The sequence below is a fragment of the Streptomyces sp. GDS52 genome (genome assembly GCF_052246875.1).
GTDB classification, from domain to species: Bacteria; Actinomycetota; Actinomycetes; order Streptomycetales; family Streptomycetaceae; genus Streptomyces; species Streptomyces cathayae.
In genome coordinates, this window is the sequence record NZ_CM125966.1 from 6,100,676 (window position 1) to 6,117,689 (window position 17,014).

General features: G+C 71.2%; 15 protein-coding genes. 12 read left to right on the top strand and 3 right to left on the bottom strand.

What is annotated here, in order from left to right:
• Positions 1-48: 48 nt before the first annotated feature.
• Entirely contained in the window at positions 49-774 is a 726-nt protein-coding gene (locus tag ACTWJ9_RS27910; RefSeq protein WP_279337022.1) for an exonuclease domain-containing protein, read from the bottom strand.
• Between the two features lie 341 nt (positions 775-1,115).
• Between ACTWJ9_RS27910 and thrS the strand changes: the two genes are divergently transcribed.
• Together thrS and ACTWJ9_RS27920 are read left to right on the top strand one after the other, a co-directional pair.
• Positions 1,116-3,092, top strand: coding sequence for a threonine--tRNA ligase (thrS, locus tag ACTWJ9_RS27915; protein WP_279337023.1), 1,977 nt, complete (start codon positions 1,116-1,118; stop codon positions 3,090-3,092).
• A gap of 149 nt (positions 3,093-3,241) precedes the next feature.
• The gene (locus ACTWJ9_RS27920) at positions 3,242-3,790 is read left to right on the top strand and encodes an HIT family protein (protein ID WP_279337024.1); all 549 of its coding nucleotides are present in this window, start codon (positions 3,242-3,244) and stop codon (positions 3,788-3,790) included.
• Positions 3,791-3,847: 57 nt separating this feature from the next.
• On the opposite strand, the gene ACTWJ9_RS27925 is transcribed toward ACTWJ9_RS27920, so the two are convergent.
• Both ACTWJ9_RS27925 and ACTWJ9_RS27930 read right to left on the bottom strand, forming a co-directional pair.
• The gene (locus ACTWJ9_RS27925) at positions 3,848-5,503 is read right to left on the bottom strand and encodes a hypothetical protein (RefSeq protein WP_279337025.1); all 1,656 of its coding nucleotides are present in this window, start codon (positions 5,501-5,503) and stop codon (positions 3,848-3,850) included.
• 265 nt (positions 5,504-5,768) lie between these two features.
• The gene (locus ACTWJ9_RS27930) at positions 5,769-7,964 is read right to left on the bottom strand and encodes an elongation factor G-like protein EF-G2 (protein ID WP_387039714.1); all 2,196 of its coding nucleotides are present in this window, start codon (positions 7,962-7,964) and stop codon (positions 5,769-5,771) included.
• Between the two features lie 460 nt (positions 7,965-8,424).
• On the opposite strand from ACTWJ9_RS27930, the gene pgsA reads away from it, so the two are divergent.
• The 10 genes from pgsA to ruvB all read left to right on the top strand — a co-directional run bounded on the left by pgsA (position 8,425) and on the right by ruvB (position 16,886).
• Positions 8,425-9,156, top strand: a complete 732-nt coding sequence (pgsA, locus tag ACTWJ9_RS27935) for a phosphatidylinositol phosphate synthase (RefSeq protein WP_443294909.1) — start codon at positions 8,425-8,427, stop codon at positions 9,154-9,156.
• Positions 9,153-10,064 (top strand): phosphatidylinositol mannoside acyltransferase, encoded by a 912-nt coding sequence (locus ACTWJ9_RS27940; RefSeq protein WP_279337029.1) that lies wholly within the window; start codon positions 9,153-9,155, stop codon positions 10,062-10,064. The genes pgsA and ACTWJ9_RS27940 overlap by 4 nt, the downstream gene beginning before the upstream one ends.
• Positions 10,061-11,224 carry a glycosyltransferase family 4 protein gene (locus ACTWJ9_RS27945; RefSeq protein WP_279337030.1) on the top strand — a complete coding sequence of 388 codons (1,164 nt, stop codon included), beginning with the start codon at positions 10,061-10,063 and terminating at the stop codon, positions 11,222-11,224. Before ACTWJ9_RS27940 ends, ACTWJ9_RS27945 begins: the two co-directional genes overlap by 4 nt.
• Positions 11,225-11,312: 88 nt before the next feature.
• Positions 11,313-11,855, top strand: coding sequence for a hypothetical protein (locus ACTWJ9_RS27950; RefSeq protein WP_279337031.1), 543 nt, complete (start codon positions 11,313-11,315; stop codon positions 11,853-11,855).
• A gap of 135 nt (positions 11,856-11,990) precedes the next feature.
• Positions 11,991-12,902 carry a pyridoxal 5'-phosphate synthase lyase subunit PdxS gene (gene pdxS / locus ACTWJ9_RS27955; RefSeq protein WP_202276752.1) on the top strand — a complete coding sequence of 304 codons (912 nt, stop codon included), beginning with the start codon at positions 11,991-11,993 and terminating at the stop codon, positions 12,900-12,902.
• Positions 12,903-12,904: 2 nt separating this feature from the next.
• A complete protein-coding gene (gene pdxT, locus ACTWJ9_RS27960; protein ID WP_387039721.1) occupies positions 12,905-13,510 on the top strand; it encodes a pyridoxal 5'-phosphate synthase glutaminase subunit PdxT in 606 nt (201 codons plus the stop codon).
• Between the two features lie 78 nt (positions 13,511-13,588).
• Positions 13,589-14,347, top strand: coding sequence for a YebC/PmpR family DNA-binding transcriptional regulator (locus ACTWJ9_RS27965; protein WP_279337033.1), 759 nt, complete (start codon positions 13,589-13,591; stop codon positions 14,345-14,347).
• 204 nt (positions 14,348-14,551) lie between these two features.
• Entirely contained in the window at positions 14,552-15,109 is a 558-nt protein-coding gene (gene ruvC / locus ACTWJ9_RS27970; protein WP_279338121.1) for a crossover junction endodeoxyribonuclease RuvC, read from the top strand.
• Positions 15,106-15,714: a Holliday junction branch migration protein RuvA gene (gene ruvA / locus ACTWJ9_RS27975; protein ID WP_279337034.1), complete on the top strand. Its 609-nt coding sequence runs from the start codon at positions 15,106-15,108 to the stop codon at positions 15,712-15,714. Before ruvC ends, ruvA begins: the two co-directional genes overlap by 4 nt.
• Positions 15,715-15,818: 104 nt before the next feature.
• Complete coding sequence (ruvB, locus tag ACTWJ9_RS27980) at positions 15,819-16,886, top strand: Holliday junction branch migration DNA helicase RuvB (RefSeq protein ID WP_279337035.1); 1,068 nt, start codon at positions 15,819-15,821, stop codon at positions 16,884-16,886.
• The last annotated feature ends 128 nt before the right edge of the window (positions 16,887-17,014 follow it).

The window sequence follows — 17,014 nt, forward strand, 5'->3', positions numbered from 1 at the left end:
CGGCTTTTTGTGCGCCCCGACCCGGTGCACACGCTCCCGGCCGGGGCCTCACGCGGCCGTCGGCAGGTCCGGGCGCAGCGGCCAGGCCGGGTCCACCGCCTCCTGCGTGGCGTTACGGGCGAACCAGGAGGTCAGGCCACGGACCTGGCCCGCGTGCCACACCGCCTGCAACGTGTGGAGCTCGCCGGGGGACAGGCGCTCCAGCCGGGACGCGAAGCGGCGGCCCACCGCGCGAGTGACCTCCAGCGCCGCCGCCGCACCCTCCGCCGCGCCGGGCGCGCCCTGTGACGGGACGCCGTAGAGCGCGCACAGGTCGGTGAGCGTGCGGCTGCCCTTGCGGTAGCGGTCCAGATGTCCGTCGAGGACCCGCGGGTCCAGCACCAGCAACGGCGTCCGCTCGAACCAGCGGCTCAGCGGAGTGGCCCGATGACGGCGCAACTCCCGGTCCAGCAGGGTGAGATCGAACGGAGCGTTCATCACCACCAGTGGCCGGCCCGCCCCCGCCTGCTCGGCCAGCGCCTCCGCCACCTCGTACATCACCGGTGCCGGCCAGCGGCCGTTGCGCTGCAGATGCCCGTCCGTCAGCCCGTGTGCCTCCGTCGCCGCGGCCGGCACCGGCACACCCGGGTTGACCAGCCAGTGGCTGACCCGCGGCCGGGTGCCCGGGGAGTCCTGGACGACGACGGCGGCCGACACGATCCGGTCGGTCTCGACGTCCACCCCCGTCGTCTCCGTGTCGAAGGCGGCCAGCGGCCCCTCGTACCAGCACCTCATACCCATCAACCCCTCGCGCGCCACCGGCAGTTGACCTCCAGTCCGCTGCCCGCTCCGGTGATACCCGGTCGGTGCGCGCCGTACGCGGGTACCGGCCGCTCCGTCGCAACCCGCCGCAGCCCGCCGCAGCCCCTCGCCACCCGGCTCCGTGCGGCCGCGGGTGCCCGTGGGAGCCGGGCCGGATGTGCGCCGATCACGCTCAGTGAGGGCCCGTATCGCGCTCGGTGCGGGCCGGCCGCGGGGAATGATTTCGCATCCGACCGGTTCGGGTCGGTACGATCGCACCCGTGCGTGCGCTCAGGTATGGCGCCGCAGTCAAAGCCTTCAGTCAGGAGAGACCGGTGTCAGACGTCCGTGTGATCATCCAACGCGATTCCGAGCGGGACGAGCGCGTGGTGACCACGGGCACCACGGCCGCCGAGCTCTTCGCAGGCGAGCGCTCGATCATCGCGGCGCGGGTGGCCGGTGAGCTCAAGGACCTCGCCTACGAGGTCAAGGACGGCGAGACCGTCGAGGGCGTCGAGATCTCCTCCGAGGACGGCCTGAACATCCTGCGCCACTCCACCGCGCACGTCATGGCGCAGGCAGTGCAGGAACTGTTCCCCGAGGCCAAGCTGGGCATCGGCCCGCCGGTCCGGGACGGCTTCTACTACGACTTCGACGTCGACAAGCCCTTCCACCCCGATGACCTCAAGGCCATCGAGAAGCGCATGCAGGAGATCCAGAAGCGCGGCCAGCGCTTCTCCCGCCGCGTGGTCACCGACGACGAGGCCCGCGAGGAGCTCGCCGACGAGCCGTACAAGCTGGAACTGATCGGCATCAAGGGTTCCGCGTCGCACGACGACGGCGCGGACGTCGAGGTCGGCGCCGGCGAGCTGACGATCTACGACAACCTGGACGCCAAGACCGGCGAACTGTGCTGGCGGGATCTCTGCCGTGGCCCGCACCTGCCGACCACCCGGAACATCCCGGCGTTCAAGCTCATGCGCAACGCCTCGGCGTACTGGCGCGGCAGCGAGAAGAACAAGCAGCTCCAGCGGATCTACGGCACCGCCTGGCCGACCAAGGACGAGCTGAAGGCGCACCTGGAGTTCCTCGCCGAGGCCGAGAAGCGCGACCACCGCAAGCTGGGCTCCGAGCTCGACCTGTTCTCCATCCCCGAGCAGATCGGCTCCGGTCTCGCCGTCTTCCACCCCAAGGGCGGCATCATCCGCCGGGTCATGGAGGACTACTCGCGGCGCAGGCACGAGGAGGAGGGCTACGAGTTCGTCTACACCCCGCACGCGACCAAGGGGAAACTTTTCGAGACCTCGGGCCACCTGGACTGGTACGCCGACGGCATGTACCCGCCCATGCAGCTCGACGAGGGCGTGGACTACTACCTCAAGCCCATGAACTGCCCGATGCACAACCTGATCTTCGACGCGCGCGGCCGGTCGTACCGTGAACTGCCCCTGAGGCTTTTTGAGTTCGGCACGGTCTACCGCTACGAGAAGTCGGGCGTCGTGCACGGTCTGACCCGCGCCCGCGGCTTCACCCAGGACGACGCGCACATCTACTGCACCCGCGAGCAGATGTCCGAGGAGCTCGACAAGACCCTCACCTTCGTCCTGAACCTGCTGCGCGACTACGGTCTGACCGACTTCTACCTGGAGCTGTCCACCAAGGACGAGACGAAGTTCGTCGGCACGGACGAGGCGTGGGAGGAGGCCACCGAGACCCTCCGCCAGGTCGCCGAGAAGCAGGGCCTGCCGCTGGTCCCGGACCCGGGCGGCGCTGCCTTCTACGGACCGAAGATCTCCGTGCAGGCCCGCGATGCCATCGGCCGCACCTGGCAGATGTCGACGATCCAGCTCGACTTCAACCTGCCGGAGCGCTTCGACCTGGAGTACACCGCCGCGGACGGCTCCAAGACCCGCCCGGTCATGATCCACCGCGCGCTGTTCGGCTCCATCGAGCGGTTCTTCGCGGTACTCCTCGAGCACTACGCGGGCGCCTTCCCGGCATGGCTGGCGCCGGTGCAGGCGGTGGGCATCCCGGTGGGCGACGCGCACGTGGAGTACCTGGAGAAGTTCGCCGCGGACGCGAAGAAGCAGGGCCTGAGGGTCGAGGTGGACTCCTCCTCGGACCGTATGCAGAAGAAGATCCGCACGCAGCAGAAGCTCAAGGTGCCGTTCATGATCATCGTCGGTGACGACGACATGAACGCGGGCACGGTGTCGTTCCGCTACCGCGACGGTTCGCAGGAGAACGGCGTTCCGCGTGACGAAGCGCTGGCGAAGCTCGTTGACGTGGTGGAGCGTCGCGTTCAGGTCTGATGCGGTCCCCGCCTGAGCGGGGGTGATCCCGACCTCTGCCGTGGTCCGCACCTGCCGACCACCTGCTCCCCGCCTGCGCGGGGATCGGCCCCCGGGTATTCCCCGGGGGCCTTTGCCGTTCCCCCACGGTGACGCCATATGCTGCACGCATGACGAGTGAGCCGGAGCAGCAGTCGGGAGTGGGTACGCAGGACGCGTTCCAGCGTCTGTGGACGCCCCACCGGATGGCCTACATCCAGGGCGAGAACAAGCCGAGCGGCCCGGGTGCCGACGACGGCTGTCCCTTCTGCTCCATCCCGGCCACGTCCGACGAGGACGGGCTGATCATCAAGCGCGGCGAGCTGGTCTACGCCGTGCTCAACCTCTACCCCTACACGGGCGGCCACCTGATGACGGTGCCGTACCGCCACGTCGCCGACTACACGGACCTGACGACGGGAGAGACGGCGGAGCTCGCCGAGTTCACCCAGCACGCGATGAGTGCCCTGCGCACCGCCTCCGGCGCGCACGGCTTCAACATCGGCATGAACCAGGGCACCGTCGCGGGCGCCGGCATCGCCGGGCACCTGCACCAGCACGTCGTACCCCGCTGGGGCGGCGACACCAATTTCATGCCCGTGATCGGCCACACGAAGGTGCTGCCGCAGCTGCTGGGCGACACCCGCAAGATGCTGGCGGAGGCCTGGCCGACAGACTGATCCGCGGCTGCCGCCCCCGCCGGCGGGCCCGTGGTCTCCGGCCGCACCGCCGGAGACCTACGCGTCGTACACGTCGGCCTTCCTGGGCGCCGCTTCCTGGACGGCTCCGCTCAGGCCCGCCGAGCGGGCGCCGAACTTCTCCGTGTCCACGCCGTTCTCCTTCAGCACCTTGATCGCCGCCGAGTGCACCGCCCGCAGGACCGGTGTGGCGGCGCGCAGCGCGTCGTCGGCCATGAAACGGTGCCGCCACGGCTTGTCGGCCCAGGCGTGCCGCAGGCCGAAGGGCTCGGGCAGTGAGAGCTTGCCGCCCAGCCAGTACAGCAGCGGCGGATACCAGGTCAGCGGCGCCCGGGCGGCCAGGCGCACCACCTCGTCCGCGTCGACCAGGGGGAGCTTCACCGTACGGGTCTCCCAGAACCTGACCGACTTCTGGACCGTCTTCTCCTTGGCCGCCGGCTTGCTGGTGAACAGGGAGTGCACCGGCCCCAGGGCATGCCCGGTGACCTCGATGCGCAGCGTCTCGTGCAGCACCGTCACCGTGATCAGCATGGTGAGGACCAGCTGGCCGTCCCACAGCGTCCACTGCACGCCCAGGTAGTGCCGGTCGCCCGCGCCGAACTGCTGGTTGTTGCAGATCTCCTGTATGGCGTGCTGCTTGATCTGGTACGCCTCGACGTCGGTGCCCCCGGGCCGGGACACCCCGTCCGCGTTCTCCCCGATCGGGGTGACGATCCAGTGCCGTACCGACGGCTTGGTGAAGCCGCCGGTGTGCAGCGGACCACGCTCCAGCATGCGCAGCCGGTCGTGGATGGCCTTGATCACGTCCCAGCTGCGGAACGGGTTGATCTCCCGGTCCGGATCGATCGGTATGAGCTCCTCGGCGAGCTGCCAGCTGCCCCAGCGCGTTCCCATGCCCAGTATCCCCTTGGGGCCGGCGTAGAACACGGAGTTGGACTGCTGTTCGGCGCTGAGCCGGGCCAGCGACTGGCGCAACTGCTCGGCAGCCGTCTCGCCGGGGCTGCTCGGCACCGCTTCGGGTACCTTGGCACCCACGCTGCCGCCGGAGAGCAGGCTGCTCCAGCGCTCCCTGAGGTCCCGCGCCGTGCGCTCGCAGATCCGCTTGGCCCAGAACCAGCCCACCACCGGGGCGACGACCGACGCGCGCGCGTACCAGCCCCAGAACCCGTCGAAGGGCATCCGGAGCAGGAAGATCACCGCGAGCACGCCCACCGCGACCAGGAGCGTGGTGGCGAGCGCGCCGGCCCGCTTGTCCTCGCGTCTGGCGATGGTGGTGCGGATCTGGAAGACCAGCAGCCACACCAGCAGTCCGGGCAGGAACAGCAGGCCGCACAGCACCATCACGGCACTCAGCCAGTTGTCCCGGTCCCGCCGGATGCGGTGCGCCGCGAGGCTGTGCTCCACCACCACCTGGGGGTGGGCGCCGAAGGACTGGATGAGGGGTGCCCGCCCGGAGCCCAGCATCCGGTCGATGATCGCCCGGGAGAACGCCTCGCCCAGGTTCGGCCGGAACAGCGCGATCCTGGGCTTGTCGACGGACGACTTGTGCCACTCGTTGTTGGCCTTGAGTATCTCCTCGGCCTCGTTGTCCCGGTAGGCCGCCGAGGCCAGCGCGAACGTCGGGGTCTGCCCCTCGTCGCCGGTGCGTGGCACCTGCGGACCGAAGAACTCCGCGTAACCGCCCTCAACGGTCATTCCCGCCCCCGATCGCCGCGACTGTCGTCTTGCGGCCTTCCCGACTTCCTTGCCGCGCACACCTGTTGATCTGGACTTCAGAGTATCGGCAGCCACCGGTGTCCGTCGGCGGACGGCCGAAAGCCGCCTGCCGGGCCGGCGGCCGGCGCTCCGAGGGGGTGTCCGGAGGGCTTCTCGGGGCGCATGCGGGCAAAGGCGTACGCGGGCGCCCGCGGGGTTTCCTCACGGGCGCCCGGCGCCGACCGGAGGGGCACCGACGGCGCCGTCAGGCGCTGCGGGCCTCCTCCCGTGCCCGCTCCGCGATCTGCGGCGGCATCGGCTCGTGCCGCACGTACCGGCGGCTGAAGCGCGCGGTGCCGTGCGAGAGCGACCGCAGGTCGACGCTGTACCGGCCGATCTCGATCTCCGGCACCTCGGCCCTGATGAGGGTGCGGCCACCCGCCGACTGCTCGGTGCCGAGCACTCGGCCGCGCCGGCCGGACAGATCGCTCATCACCGTTCCCACGTAGTCGTCGCCGACCAGGACGCTCACCTCGGCCACCGGCTCCAGGAGATTGATCCGCGCGTCCGCGGCCGCCTCCCGCAGCGCCAGCGCGCCGGCCGTCTGGAACGCCGCGTCGGAGGAGTCCACCGAGTGCGCCTTGCCGTCCAGCAGCGTCACCCGTACGTCGATCAGCGGGTGGCCGGCCGCGACGCCCTTGGCGGCCTGGGCCCGTACGCCCTTCTCGACGGAGGGGATGAACTGCCGCGGCACCGAGCCGCCGACCACCTTGTCCACGAACTCGATGCCCGAGCCGCCCGGCAGCGGCTCCACCTCGATCTCGCAGATGGCGAACTGCCCGTGGCCGCCGGACTGTTTGACGTGCCGCCCGCGTCCGGCCGCCCGGTCGCCGAACGTCTCCCGCAACGGCACCCGGTGGGCCACGACGTCCACCTGGACGCCGTACCGGCTGCGCAGCCGCTCCAGGGCCACGTCCGCGTGTGCTTCGCCCAGACACCACAGGACCACCTGATGGGTGTCCTGGTTCTGCTCCAGGCGCATCGTCGGGTCCTCCGCCACGAGGCGGGAGAGCCCCTGCGAGAGTTTGTCCTCGTCGGGTTTGCTGTGCGCCTCGATGGCCAGCGGCAGCAGCGGGTCGGGCATCTCCCAGGCTTCCATGAGCAGCGGGTCGTCCTTGGCGGACAGGGTGTCCCCGGTCTCGGCACGGCCCAGTTTCGCCACGCACGCCAGATCGCCCGCGATGACGTGCGACACCGGTCGCTGCAGCTTGCCGAACGGCGTGGACAGGGCGCCGATCCGCTCGTCGACATCGTGGTCCTCGTGGCCCCGGTCGGTCAGGCCGTGCCCGGAGACATGGACGGTCTGGTCGGCGCGCAGGGTGCCGGAGAAGACGCGGATCAGGGAGATCCGGCCGACGTAGGGGTCGGAGGAGGTCTTGACGACCTCCGCGACCAGCGGGGCGTCGGGGTCGCACGGCTCGAGCTCGCGCGGCCTGCCGTCGATGGAGGTCACGTTCGGGGTGCCGCGCTCCAGCGGGGTCGGGAAGCCGCGGGTGATCAGCTCCAGCAGTTCGACCGTGCCGAGTCCCTGGCGGGCGCCCTCGGCGGCGGGTGCGGCAGCCAGGACGGGGAAGAACACACCGCGCGCGACCGCTCGCTCCAGGTCCTCGACCAGGGTCTTGACATCGACCTGTTCACCGCCCAGATAGCGGTCCATGAGGGTCTCGTCCTCGCTCTCGGCGATGATCCCCTCGATCAGCCGGCCGCGGGCCTCCTCGATGAGGGGCAGATGTCCCGCACCGGGTTCGGACTCCTTGCGCTCGCCGCCGGAGTAGTCGAACAGCTTCTGTGAGAGCAGTCCGATCAGACCGTGCACGGGCGCGTGCCCGTCGGGCCCCGCAGGGCCGTGCAGGGGCAGGTACAGCGGCAGCACGGCGTCGGGGTCGTCCCCGCCGAACGCCTCCGCGCAGACGCGCGTCATCTCCTGGAAGTCCGCGCGCGCCGCTTCCAGGTGCGTGACGACGATGGCCCGGGGCATGCCGACGGCCGCGCACTCGTCCCACACCATCCGGGTCGAGCCGTCCACGCCGTCGGAGGCCGAGACGACGAAGAGGGCCGCGTCCGCCGCTCGCAGACCGGCCCTGAGTTCACCGACGAAATCGGCGTATCCGGGGGTGTCCAGCAGGTTGATCTTGATGCCGTCCCATTCCACGGGCACCAGGGAGAGCTGTACCGAGCGTTGCTGCCGGTGCTCGATGTCGTCGTAGTCGGAGACGGTGCCGCCGTCCTCCACCCGGCCCGCCCGGTTCACCGCCCCCGCGGTCAGTGCGAGAGCCTCCACCAAGGTCGTCTTACCCGATCCGGAGTGGCCGACCAGTACCACATTCCGTACGGACGTGGGGTGGTCGGCCGCCTGTGCCCTTCCGGCGGCTCCGGGGTGTGTGTGCGCCTTGTCGCCCATCGGACCTCTTCCGAGGGAACCACCAGCTTCAGCCGGTGGGGGAATCGAATCCCTGATGTACGTTTCTGGTGTCCCGCAAGGGACCGGTTCGGGCTGGACCGCAACCCTCGGGTGGGAAGCACCCTTCCTTCAGGAGGGGGAGCGGAGTCACGGTCCTGCCTCCCGTGCACGGTGAAGTCACTGTGGGCGCGGATAAGCGGAACCCTGCCCCCGGGCACTCGCCCGGGGGCACCCCGAGCGGTGACGGCTCCGGCGACGCCCGCGCTCCTTCGAGCTTTGCACTCCCGTCACGGTGCGTCCATACGAGGGACGTGATCCCGCCTCCCGGTCCGCCCCCGCGTGCGCCGCCGACCCGCGCCGGACGTTCGGTGCCCGGCCGACGGCGGTACGCACGCGTGACTACGATGGGCCAGCCGGTGGCCAGCAGGGCCACACGGCCACACCGACCGTCGGGAAGGCCATGCTGAACAAGTACGCGCGTGCATTCTTCACGCGTGTCCTCACGCCGTTCGCCGCGTTTCTCATCCGGCGGGGGGTCAGCCCGGACACGGTCACGCTCATCGGCACCGCGGGTGTGGTCGCGGGCGCGCTGGTCTTCTACCCCATGGGCGAGTTCTTCTGGGGCACGGTCGTCATCACGTTGTTCGTGTTCTCCGACCTCGTCGACGGCAACATGGCCCGCCAGCTGGGCCGCTCCAGCCGCTGGGGGGCCTTCCTCGACTCCACCCTCGACCGGGTCGCCGACGGGGCCGTCTTCGCCGGTCTCGCCCTGTGGTACGCGGGCGGGGGCGACGACCTCGTGCTGTGCGCCGTCTCGATCTTCTGCCTGGCCAGCGGCCAGGTGGTGTCGTACACCAAGGCGCGCGGCGAGTCGATCGGACTGCCGGTCGCGGTGAACGGGTTGATCGAGCGGGCCGAGCGGCTGGTGATCTCGCTGGTCGCGGCGGGCCTGGCGGGCCTGCACGCATTCGGTGTGCCCGGCGTCCGGTACCTGCTGCCGGTCGCCCTGTGGATCGTCGCCGTCGGCAGCCTGATCACGCTGATCCAGCGGGTCGTCACCGTCCGCCGGGAGTCCGCCGAGGCCGAGGCCGCGGAACGGGAGCCCGCGGAACGGGAGTCCGGGACGCAGGAGACCGGGGCGCGGAAGTCCGCCGAGGACCGGCAGACCCGGGGGAGCGAGACCGCGAAGTGAGCGTCCAGGAACGGCTGACCGACGCCCTGTACGGCGTCGGCTGGGCCACCGTCAGGAAACTCCCCGAACCCGTCGCCGTACGGCTCGGCCGGAGCATCGCCGACCTGGCCTGGAAGCGCCGGGGCAAGGGCGTGCTGCGGCTGGAGGCCAACTACGCGCGCGTGGTGCCGGGCGCGGGCCCCGAGCGGCTCGCCGAACTGTCCCGCGCGGGCATGCGCTCGTACCTGCGGTACTGGATGGAGTCCTTCCGGCTGCCGGCCTGGAGCCGGGAGCGCATAACGGGCGGTGTGGAGATCAAGGACATCCACCGGCTGACCGACGGCATGGCGGCCGGCAAGGGCGTCGTCCTGGCACTGCCGCACCTCGCCAACTGGGATCTCGCGGGCGCCTGGGCCACCACCGGGCTCGGCATCCCCTTCACCACCGTCGCCGAGCGACTGAAGCCGGAGACGCTGTACGACCGGTTCGTCGCCTACCGCGAGGGCCTCGGCATGGAGGTGCTCCCGCACAGCGGCGGCAGCGCGTTCGGCACGCTGGCCCGGCGGCTGCGCGGCGGGGGACTGGTCTGCCTGGTCGCCGACCGCGATCTGTCGGCCTCCGGCGTGGAGGTCGACTTCTTCGGCGAGAGCGCGCGGATGCCGGCCGGCCCCGCCCTGCTCGCCCAGCAGACCGGTGCGCTGCTGCTGCCGGTGACGCTCTGGTACGACGACTCGCCCGTGATGCGGGGCCGGGTCCATCCGCCGGTCGGGATCCCCGAGTCGGGCACCCGCGCCGAGAAGACGTCCGTGATGACACAGGCGCTGGCCGACGCCTTCGCCACGGGGATCGCCGAGCATCCGGAGGACTGGCACATGCTGCAGCGCTTGTGGCTCAAGGACCTCGATCCCGCGCGGGAGGCGACTCCGTGAGAATCGGCATCGTCTGCCCGTACTCCTGGGACGTACCGGGCGGCGTCCAGTTCCACATCCGTGACCTGGCCGAGTACTTCATCCGGCTCGGCCACGAGGTCTCCGTCCTCGCCCCGGCCGACGACGACACTCCGCTGCCGCCGTACGTCGTCTCGGCCGGCCGCGCGGTGCCGGTGCCGTACAACGGCTCGGTGGCCCGGCTCAACTTCGGTTTCCTGTCGGCGGCCCGGGTGCGGCGCTGGCTGCACGAGGGCGCCTTCGACGTGATCCACATCCACGAGCCGACCTCGCCCTCGCTCGGTCTGCTGGCCTGCTGGGCCGCCGAGGGACCCATCGTGGCCACCTTCCACACGTCCAACCCGCGCTCCAGGGCCATGATCGCCGCCTACTCCATCCTGCAGGCGGCCCTGGAGAAGATCAGCGCGCGGATCGCGGTGAGCGAGTACGCCCGCCGCACGCTCGTCGAACACCTCGGCGGGGACGCCGTGGTGATCCCGAACGGTGTGGACGTCGACTTCTTCGCCCGCGCCGAGGCCGATCCGCGGTGGCAGGGGGAGACGATCGGCTTCATCGGCCGTATCGACGAGCCCCGCAAGGGCCTCCCGGTGCTGATGCGGGCCCTGCCGAAGATCCTCGCCGCCCGCCCGCGGGCGCGGCTGCTGGTCGCGGGACGCGGCGACGAGGAGGAGGCGGTCGAGAGCCTGCCCGCCGAACTCCGTTCCCGGGTGGAGTTCCTCGGCATGGTCAGCGACGAGGACAAGGCCCGGCTCCTGCGCAGCGTCGACCTGTACGTGGCGCCCAACACCGGCGGCGAGAGCTTCGGCATCATCCTGGTCGAGGCGATGTCCGCGGGGGCGCCGGTGCTCGCCTCCGACCTGGACGCCTTCGCCCAGGTCCTCGACCGGGGGGCGGCGGGCGAACTGTTCCCCAACGAGGACGCCGACGCGCTCGCCGACGCCGCGATCGGCCTCCTGGAGGACCCGGAGCGCCGCGCGAAGCTGAGTGAACGGGGCAGCGCCCACGTCCGCCGCTTCGACTGGTCGACCGTCGGCGCGGACATCATGTCCGTCTACGAGACGGTGACCGCCGGCGCGGCCGCGGTGGCGGCGGACGACCGGACGGCGAAACGGTGGACACGATTCGGTCTGACGCGGGACTGAGGGCTCGGAACGGAACGGGAGCCCGGCCCCGCCGGTCGGGCTCCGGCTTGTTCGGGTCCGGATGCGGCTCCCGGTAGCCTTGCCGCCCGTGACCGCAACCCTCATCTGGATCCTTGTCGTCCTCGCCGCGATCGGCCTCTATCTGAGCTGGACGGCGGGGCGGCTGGACCGGCTGCACGCCCGGATCGACGCCGCCCGTGCCGCGCTGGACGCGCAGTTGCTGCGTCGCGCCTCGGTGGCGCAGGAACTGGCCACGTCGGGGGTGCTCGACCCGGCCGCCTCGATCGTGCTCTACGAGGCCGCGCACGCCGCACGGCAGACGGTGGAGGAGCAACGGGAGGTCGCCGAGAGCGAACTGAGCCAGGCGCTGCGTGCCGTCTTCGCCGAGGCGCCGCAGGTGGACGCGGTCAGGGACGCGCCCGGGGGAGAGGAGGCGGCCCTGGAACTCGCCGAGGCGGTGCGCAGGGTGCCCATGGCACGGCGTTTCCACAACGACGCCGTACGGGCCGCACGTGCTCTGCGCCGGCACCGCAAGGTGCGCTGGTTCCGGCTGGCGGGACACGCGCCGTTCCCGATGGCCTTCGAAATGGACGACGAACCACCGGCCTTCCTGATGGAGCGGGCCGCGTAGCGAGGCCCCGCCCGGGAAGACCAGGAGCCCACCCAGAAGGATCCACCGCCTCGTCATTGGCTCTTGCTGTGGACCGGTCCGTTCACGTTTCCTCAGTGCTGCAGAAACCCCCTCTTCGCAACAGTGAGGTCATTCGTGTCCAGCACGCTCTCCGAAAACCAGGCTCCCGAGACCGGCACCGCCCGCGTGAAGCGCGGCATGGCCGAGCAGCTCAAGGGCGGCGTGATCATGGACGTCGTCACGCCGGAGCAGGCGAAGATCGCCGAGGACGCGGGCGCCGTCGCCGTCATGGCCCTGGAGCGCGTGCCCGCCGACATCCGCAAGGACGGCGGCGTGGCACGCATGTCCGACCCGGACATGATCGACGGCATCATCGGGGCCGTCTCCATCCCGGTCATGGCCAAGTCCCGCATCGGCCACTTCGTCGAGGCCCAGGTCCTGCAGTCCCTCGGCGTCGACTACATCGACGAGTCCGAGGTGCTCACCCCGGCCGACGAGGTCAACCACTCCGACAAGTGGTCGTTCACCACCCCCTTCGTCTGCGGTGCCACCAACCTCGGCGAGGCCCTGCGCCGCATCGCCGAGGGTGCCGCGATGATCCGCTCCAAGGGCGAGGCCGGCACCGGCAACGTCGTCGAGGCCGTCCGTCACCTGCGCCAGATCAAGAACGAGATCGCCCGGCTGCGCGGCTTCGACAACCACGAGCTGTACGCCGCCGCCAAGGAGCTGCGTGCCCCGTACGAGCTGGTCAAGGAGGTCGCCGAGCTGGGCAGGCTGCCCGTCGTGCTGTTCTCCGCCGGCGGTGTCGCCACCCCCGCCGACGCCGCGCTGATGCGCCAGCTCGGCGCCGAGGGCGTCTTCGTCGGCTCCGGCATCTTCAAGTCCGGCGACCCGGCCAAGCGCGCCGCCGCCATCGTCAAGGCCACCACCTTCTACGACGACCCGAAGGTGATCGCGGAGGCGTCCCGCAACCTCGGTGAGGCCATGGTCGGCATCAACTGCGACACCCTTCCCGAGGCCGAGCGCTACGCCAACCGCGGCTGGTAGGCATGAGCGACGTCGTGACAGGCGTCCTGGCCCTCCAGGGCGACGTACGGGAACACCTCGTCGCCCTGGCCGCGGCAGGTGCCGTGGCCAGGCCGGTGCGCCTGCCCGACGAACTCGCCGAGGTCGACGGCCTGGTCCTGCCCGGCGGGGAGTCCACCACCATCTCCAGACTGGCCGTCCTGTTCGGACTGATGGAGCCCCTGCGCGCACGGGTGCGGGCCGGCATGCCCGTCTACGGCAGCTGTGCCGGGATGATCCTGCTCGCCGACAGGATCCTCGACCCGCGCTCGGGTCAGGAGACCGTGGGCGGGATCGACATGATCGTGCGCCGCAACGCCTTCGGACGGCAGAACGACTCCTTCGAGGCCGCGGTGGACGTCAAGGGAGTGGTGGGCGGCCCCGTGCACGGTGTCTTCATCCGCGCCCCCTGGGTCGAGTCCGTCGGCGCCGGAGCCGAGGTGGTCGCCGAGCACGACGGCCACATCGTCGCGGTCCGCCAGGGCAATGCCCTGGCCACCTCGTTCCACCCGGAACTGACCGGTGATCACCGCCTGCACGGTCTGTTCGTCGCCATGACACGCGAGTGCCGGGCGGCCGACGCCTTGTAGGATTCCTGGGTACCTCCCGGGCTTTCGAGCCCTGGGGGAGTCTGTTGCAGGGATGGGTTACGCGAAGGAGAGAGTCAGATGGCCGGCCACTCCAAATGGGCCACGACGAAGCACAAGAAGGCCGTCCTCGATGCCAAGCGCGGCAAACTCTTCGCGAAGCTGATCAAGAACATCGAGGTCGCCGCGCGTATGGGCGGTGTCGACCTGGACGGCAACCCGACGCTCTACGACGCCGTTCAGAAGGCCAAGAAGCAGTCGGTGCCGAACAAGAACATCGACTCCGCCATCAAGCGCGGTGGCGGTCTCGAGGCCGGTGGCGCCGACTACGAGACGATCATGTACGAGGGCTACGGCCCGAACGGTGTCGCGGTGCTCATCGAGTGCCTCACCGACAACCGCAACCGCGCCGCCTCGGACGTGCGGGTCGCGATGACCCGCAACGGCGGCTCGATGGCCGACCCCGGCTCGGTGTCGTACCTGTTCCACCGCAAGGGCGTCGTGATCGTCCCCAAGGGTGAGCTGGCCGAGGACGACGTCCTCGCCGCCGTCCTGGACGCGGGCGCCGAGGAGGTCAACGACCTCGGTGAGTCCTTCGAGGTGCTCAGCGAGGCCACCGACCTCGTCGAGGTCCGCACCGCGCTGCAGGGCGCGGGGATCGACTACGACTCCGCCGAGGCCAACTTCGTCCCGACCATGCAGGTCGAGCTGGACGAGGAGGGCGCCAAGAAGATCTTCAAGCTGATCGACGCGCTGGAGGACAGCGACGACGTGCAGAACGTCTTCGCCAACTTCGACGTGAGCGACGAGATCATGGAGAAGGTCGACGTCGACGCGTGACGTGGCCGCGTGCGTGACGATCCCAGCGGGCCGGTGGGGGCATGTCCCCACCGGCCCGCGCTCCTGTCAGTGGCAGCCGATAGCCTGGCGTACGCCAAAGATCACCGTACGCGGACCGTAACCCTCGCTCGAGGAACCCCGGCGGCGATCAGCCAGGTCCGCGAGAGCGGCGGCGGACGAGCCGCAGAGAGAGGGGAGGCCGGTGTGCGGGTGCTGGGGGTCGACCCGGGGTTGACGCGGTGCGGCGTCGGGGTGGTCGAGGGGGTTGCCGGGCGACCGCTCACCATGCTCGGCGTCGGCGTCGTACGCACGCCCGCCGACGCCGATCTCGGACACCGCCTCGTCGCCATCGAGCAGGGCCTGGAACGGTGGCTGGACGAATACCGGCCGGAGTTCGTCGCCGTCGAGCGTGTCTTCAGCCAGCACAACGTCCGGACGGTGATGGGCACCGCCCAGGCGAGCGCCGTCGCCCTGCTGTGCGCCTCGCGCCGCGGCATCCCCGTCGCCCTGCACACGCCCAGCGAGGTCAAGGCCGCCGTGACCGGCTCCGGCCGCGCGGACAAGGCCCAGGTCGGCGCGATGGTCACCCGCCTGCTGCGGCTCGACGCACCCCCGAAGCCCGCCGACGCGGCCGACGCCCTGGCGCTCGCCATCTGCCACATCTGGCGGGCCCCGGCCCAGAACCGGCTGCGTCAGGCGGCCGCCCTGCACGCCTCGCGCACACCCACAGCACCGAACTCACCGAAGGGGCGCTCCGCATGATCGCCTTCGTCAGCGGCACGGTCGCCGCGCTCGCCCCCGACACCGCGGTCGTCGAGGTCGGCGGCGTCGGCATGGCCGTCCGGTGCACGCCCGACACCCTGTCCGGGCTGCGCGTCGGCGCGCCCGCCCGGCTCGCGACGTCCCTGGTGGTGCGCGAGGACTCGCTCACCCTGTACGGCTTCGCGGACGACGACGAGCGGCAGGTCTTCGAGCTGCTGCAGACCGCCAGCGGCGTGGGCCCGCGCCTGGCCCAGGCCATGCTCGCCGTGCACACCCCGGACGCGCTGCGCCGGGCCGTCGCGACCACCGACGAGAAGGCGCTCACCGCCGTGCCCGGCATCGGCAAGAAGGGCGCCCAGAAGCTGTTCCTGGAGCTGAAGGACCGCCTCGGCGCACCGGTGGGCGCGGCGGCGGCCGCGGCCGGTCCCGGCAGCACGGGCTGGCGCGACCAGCTGCACGCCGCGCTGATCGGCCTCGGGTACGCGGCACGTGAGGCCGACGAGGCGGTCGCCGCCGTCACCCCGCAGGCCGAGGCGGCCGAGGGCACCCCCCAGGTGGGCCCGCTGCTGAAGGCGGCTCTGCAGACCCTGAACCGCGCCCGGTAGTCCGGCTCGCGGTCCACGGACCACCACCGCCGGCTGCGGCACCCGGGCCGCAGCTCCCGACCGCACCACCCGCACGCCCGCCCCACCCCGGCTAGGAGACTTCAGTGAACTGGGACGACACGACCGACCCCGCCGCGGAGCGGTTGGTGGGGTCTGTCGCCGACGGGGAGGACCAGGCCGTCGAGGCCGCCCTGCGGCCCAAGGACCTGGACGAGTTCATCGGCCAGGAGAAGGTCCGCGAGCAGCTCGACCTGGTGCTGCGCGCCGCCCGCGCGCGGGGTGCCACCGCCGACCACGTGCTGCTGTCCGGCGCCCCCGGTCTCGGCAAGACCACCCTCTCCATGATCATCGCGGCCGAGATGGAAGCCCCCATCCGCATCACCTCCGGCCCGGCCATCCAGCACGCCGGCGACCTCGCGGCGATCCTGTCCTCCCTCCAGGAGGGTGAGGTGCTCTTCCTCGACGAGATCCACCGGATGTCCCGGCCCGCCGAGGAGATGCTGTACATGGCGATGGAGGACTTCCGCGTCGACGTCATCGTCGGCAAGGGCCCCGGCGCGACCGCCATCCCCCTCGAACTGCCCCCGTTCACCCTGGTCGGCGCCACCACCAGGGCGGGTCTGCTGCCGCCCCCGCTGCGCGACCGCTTCGGCTTCACCGCGCACATGGAGTTCTACGAGCCCACCGAGCTGGAGCGGGTGATCCACCGCTCGGCGGGCCTCCTGGAGGTCGGGATAGAGACCGACGGCGCCGCCGAGATCGCCGGCCGCTCGCGCGGCACCCCCCGCATCGCCAACCGCCTCCTGCGCCGGGTCCGGGACTACGCCCAGGTCAGGGCCGACGGCGTGGTCACCCGCGAGATCGCCACGGCGGCCCTGGCGGTCTACGAGGTCGACGGCCGCGGCCTGGACCGGCTCGACCGGGCGGTGCTGGAGGCCCTGATCAAGCTGTTCGGCGGGGGACCGGTCGGCCTGTCCACGCTCGCGGTCGCGGTGGGGGAGGAACGTGAGACGGTGGAAGAGGTCGCCGAGCCGTTCCTGGTGCGGGAGGGCCTGCTGGCCCGTACCCCGCGGGGCCGGGTCGCGACCCCGGCGGCATGGACACATCTCGGCCTCACCCCGCCCGGCTCCCGCGGAACCGGAAACGGACAAGGGGACCTGTTCGGGGCATGAGAGGCTGCAGCGGCCGGGACCGGAACCCCGGTGTCACGCTGAGCGTTGTTCCCTGCGCGCGGACTCGCCTAGACTCCGCCGGTGCCACCCTTGTAGGCGGTATCACACACCCCCAACCAACAGGCCGT

What these genes read in the sequence shown, in the direction of transcription:
- ACTWJ9_RS27910 (WP_279337022.1), bottom strand. Translation starts at nt 774, where the DNA reads ATGAGGTGCTGGTACGAGGGGCCGCTGGCCGCCTTCGACACGGAGACG.
- ACTWJ9_RS27920 (WP_279337024.1), top strand. Translation starts at nt 3,242, where the DNA reads ATGACGAGTGAGCCGGAGCAGCAGTCGGGAGTGGGTACGCAGGACGCG.
- ruvA (WP_279337034.1), top strand. Translation starts at nt 15,106, where the DNA reads ATGATCGCCTTCGTCAGCGGCACGGTCGCCGCGCTCGCCCCCGACACC.
- pdxT (WP_387039721.1), top strand. Translation starts at nt 12,905, where the DNA reads ATGAGCGACGTCGTGACAGGCGTCCTGGCCCTCCAGGGCGACGTACGG.
- ACTWJ9_RS27930 (WP_387039714.1), bottom strand. Translation starts at nt 7,964, where the DNA reads ATGGGCGACAAGGCGCACACACACCCCGGAGCCGCCGGAAGGGCACAG.
- pgsA (WP_443294909.1), top strand. Translation starts at nt 8,425, where the DNA reads ATGCTGAACAAGTACGCGCGTGCATTCTTCACGCGTGTCCTCACGCCG.
- ACTWJ9_RS27965 (WP_279337033.1), top strand. Translation starts at nt 13,589, where the DNA reads ATGGCCGGCCACTCCAAATGGGCCACGACGAAGCACAAGAAGGCCGTC.
- ACTWJ9_RS27925 (WP_279337025.1), bottom strand. Translation starts at nt 5,503, where the DNA reads ATGACCGTTGAGGGCGGTTACGCGGAGTTCTTCGGTCCGCAGGTGCCA.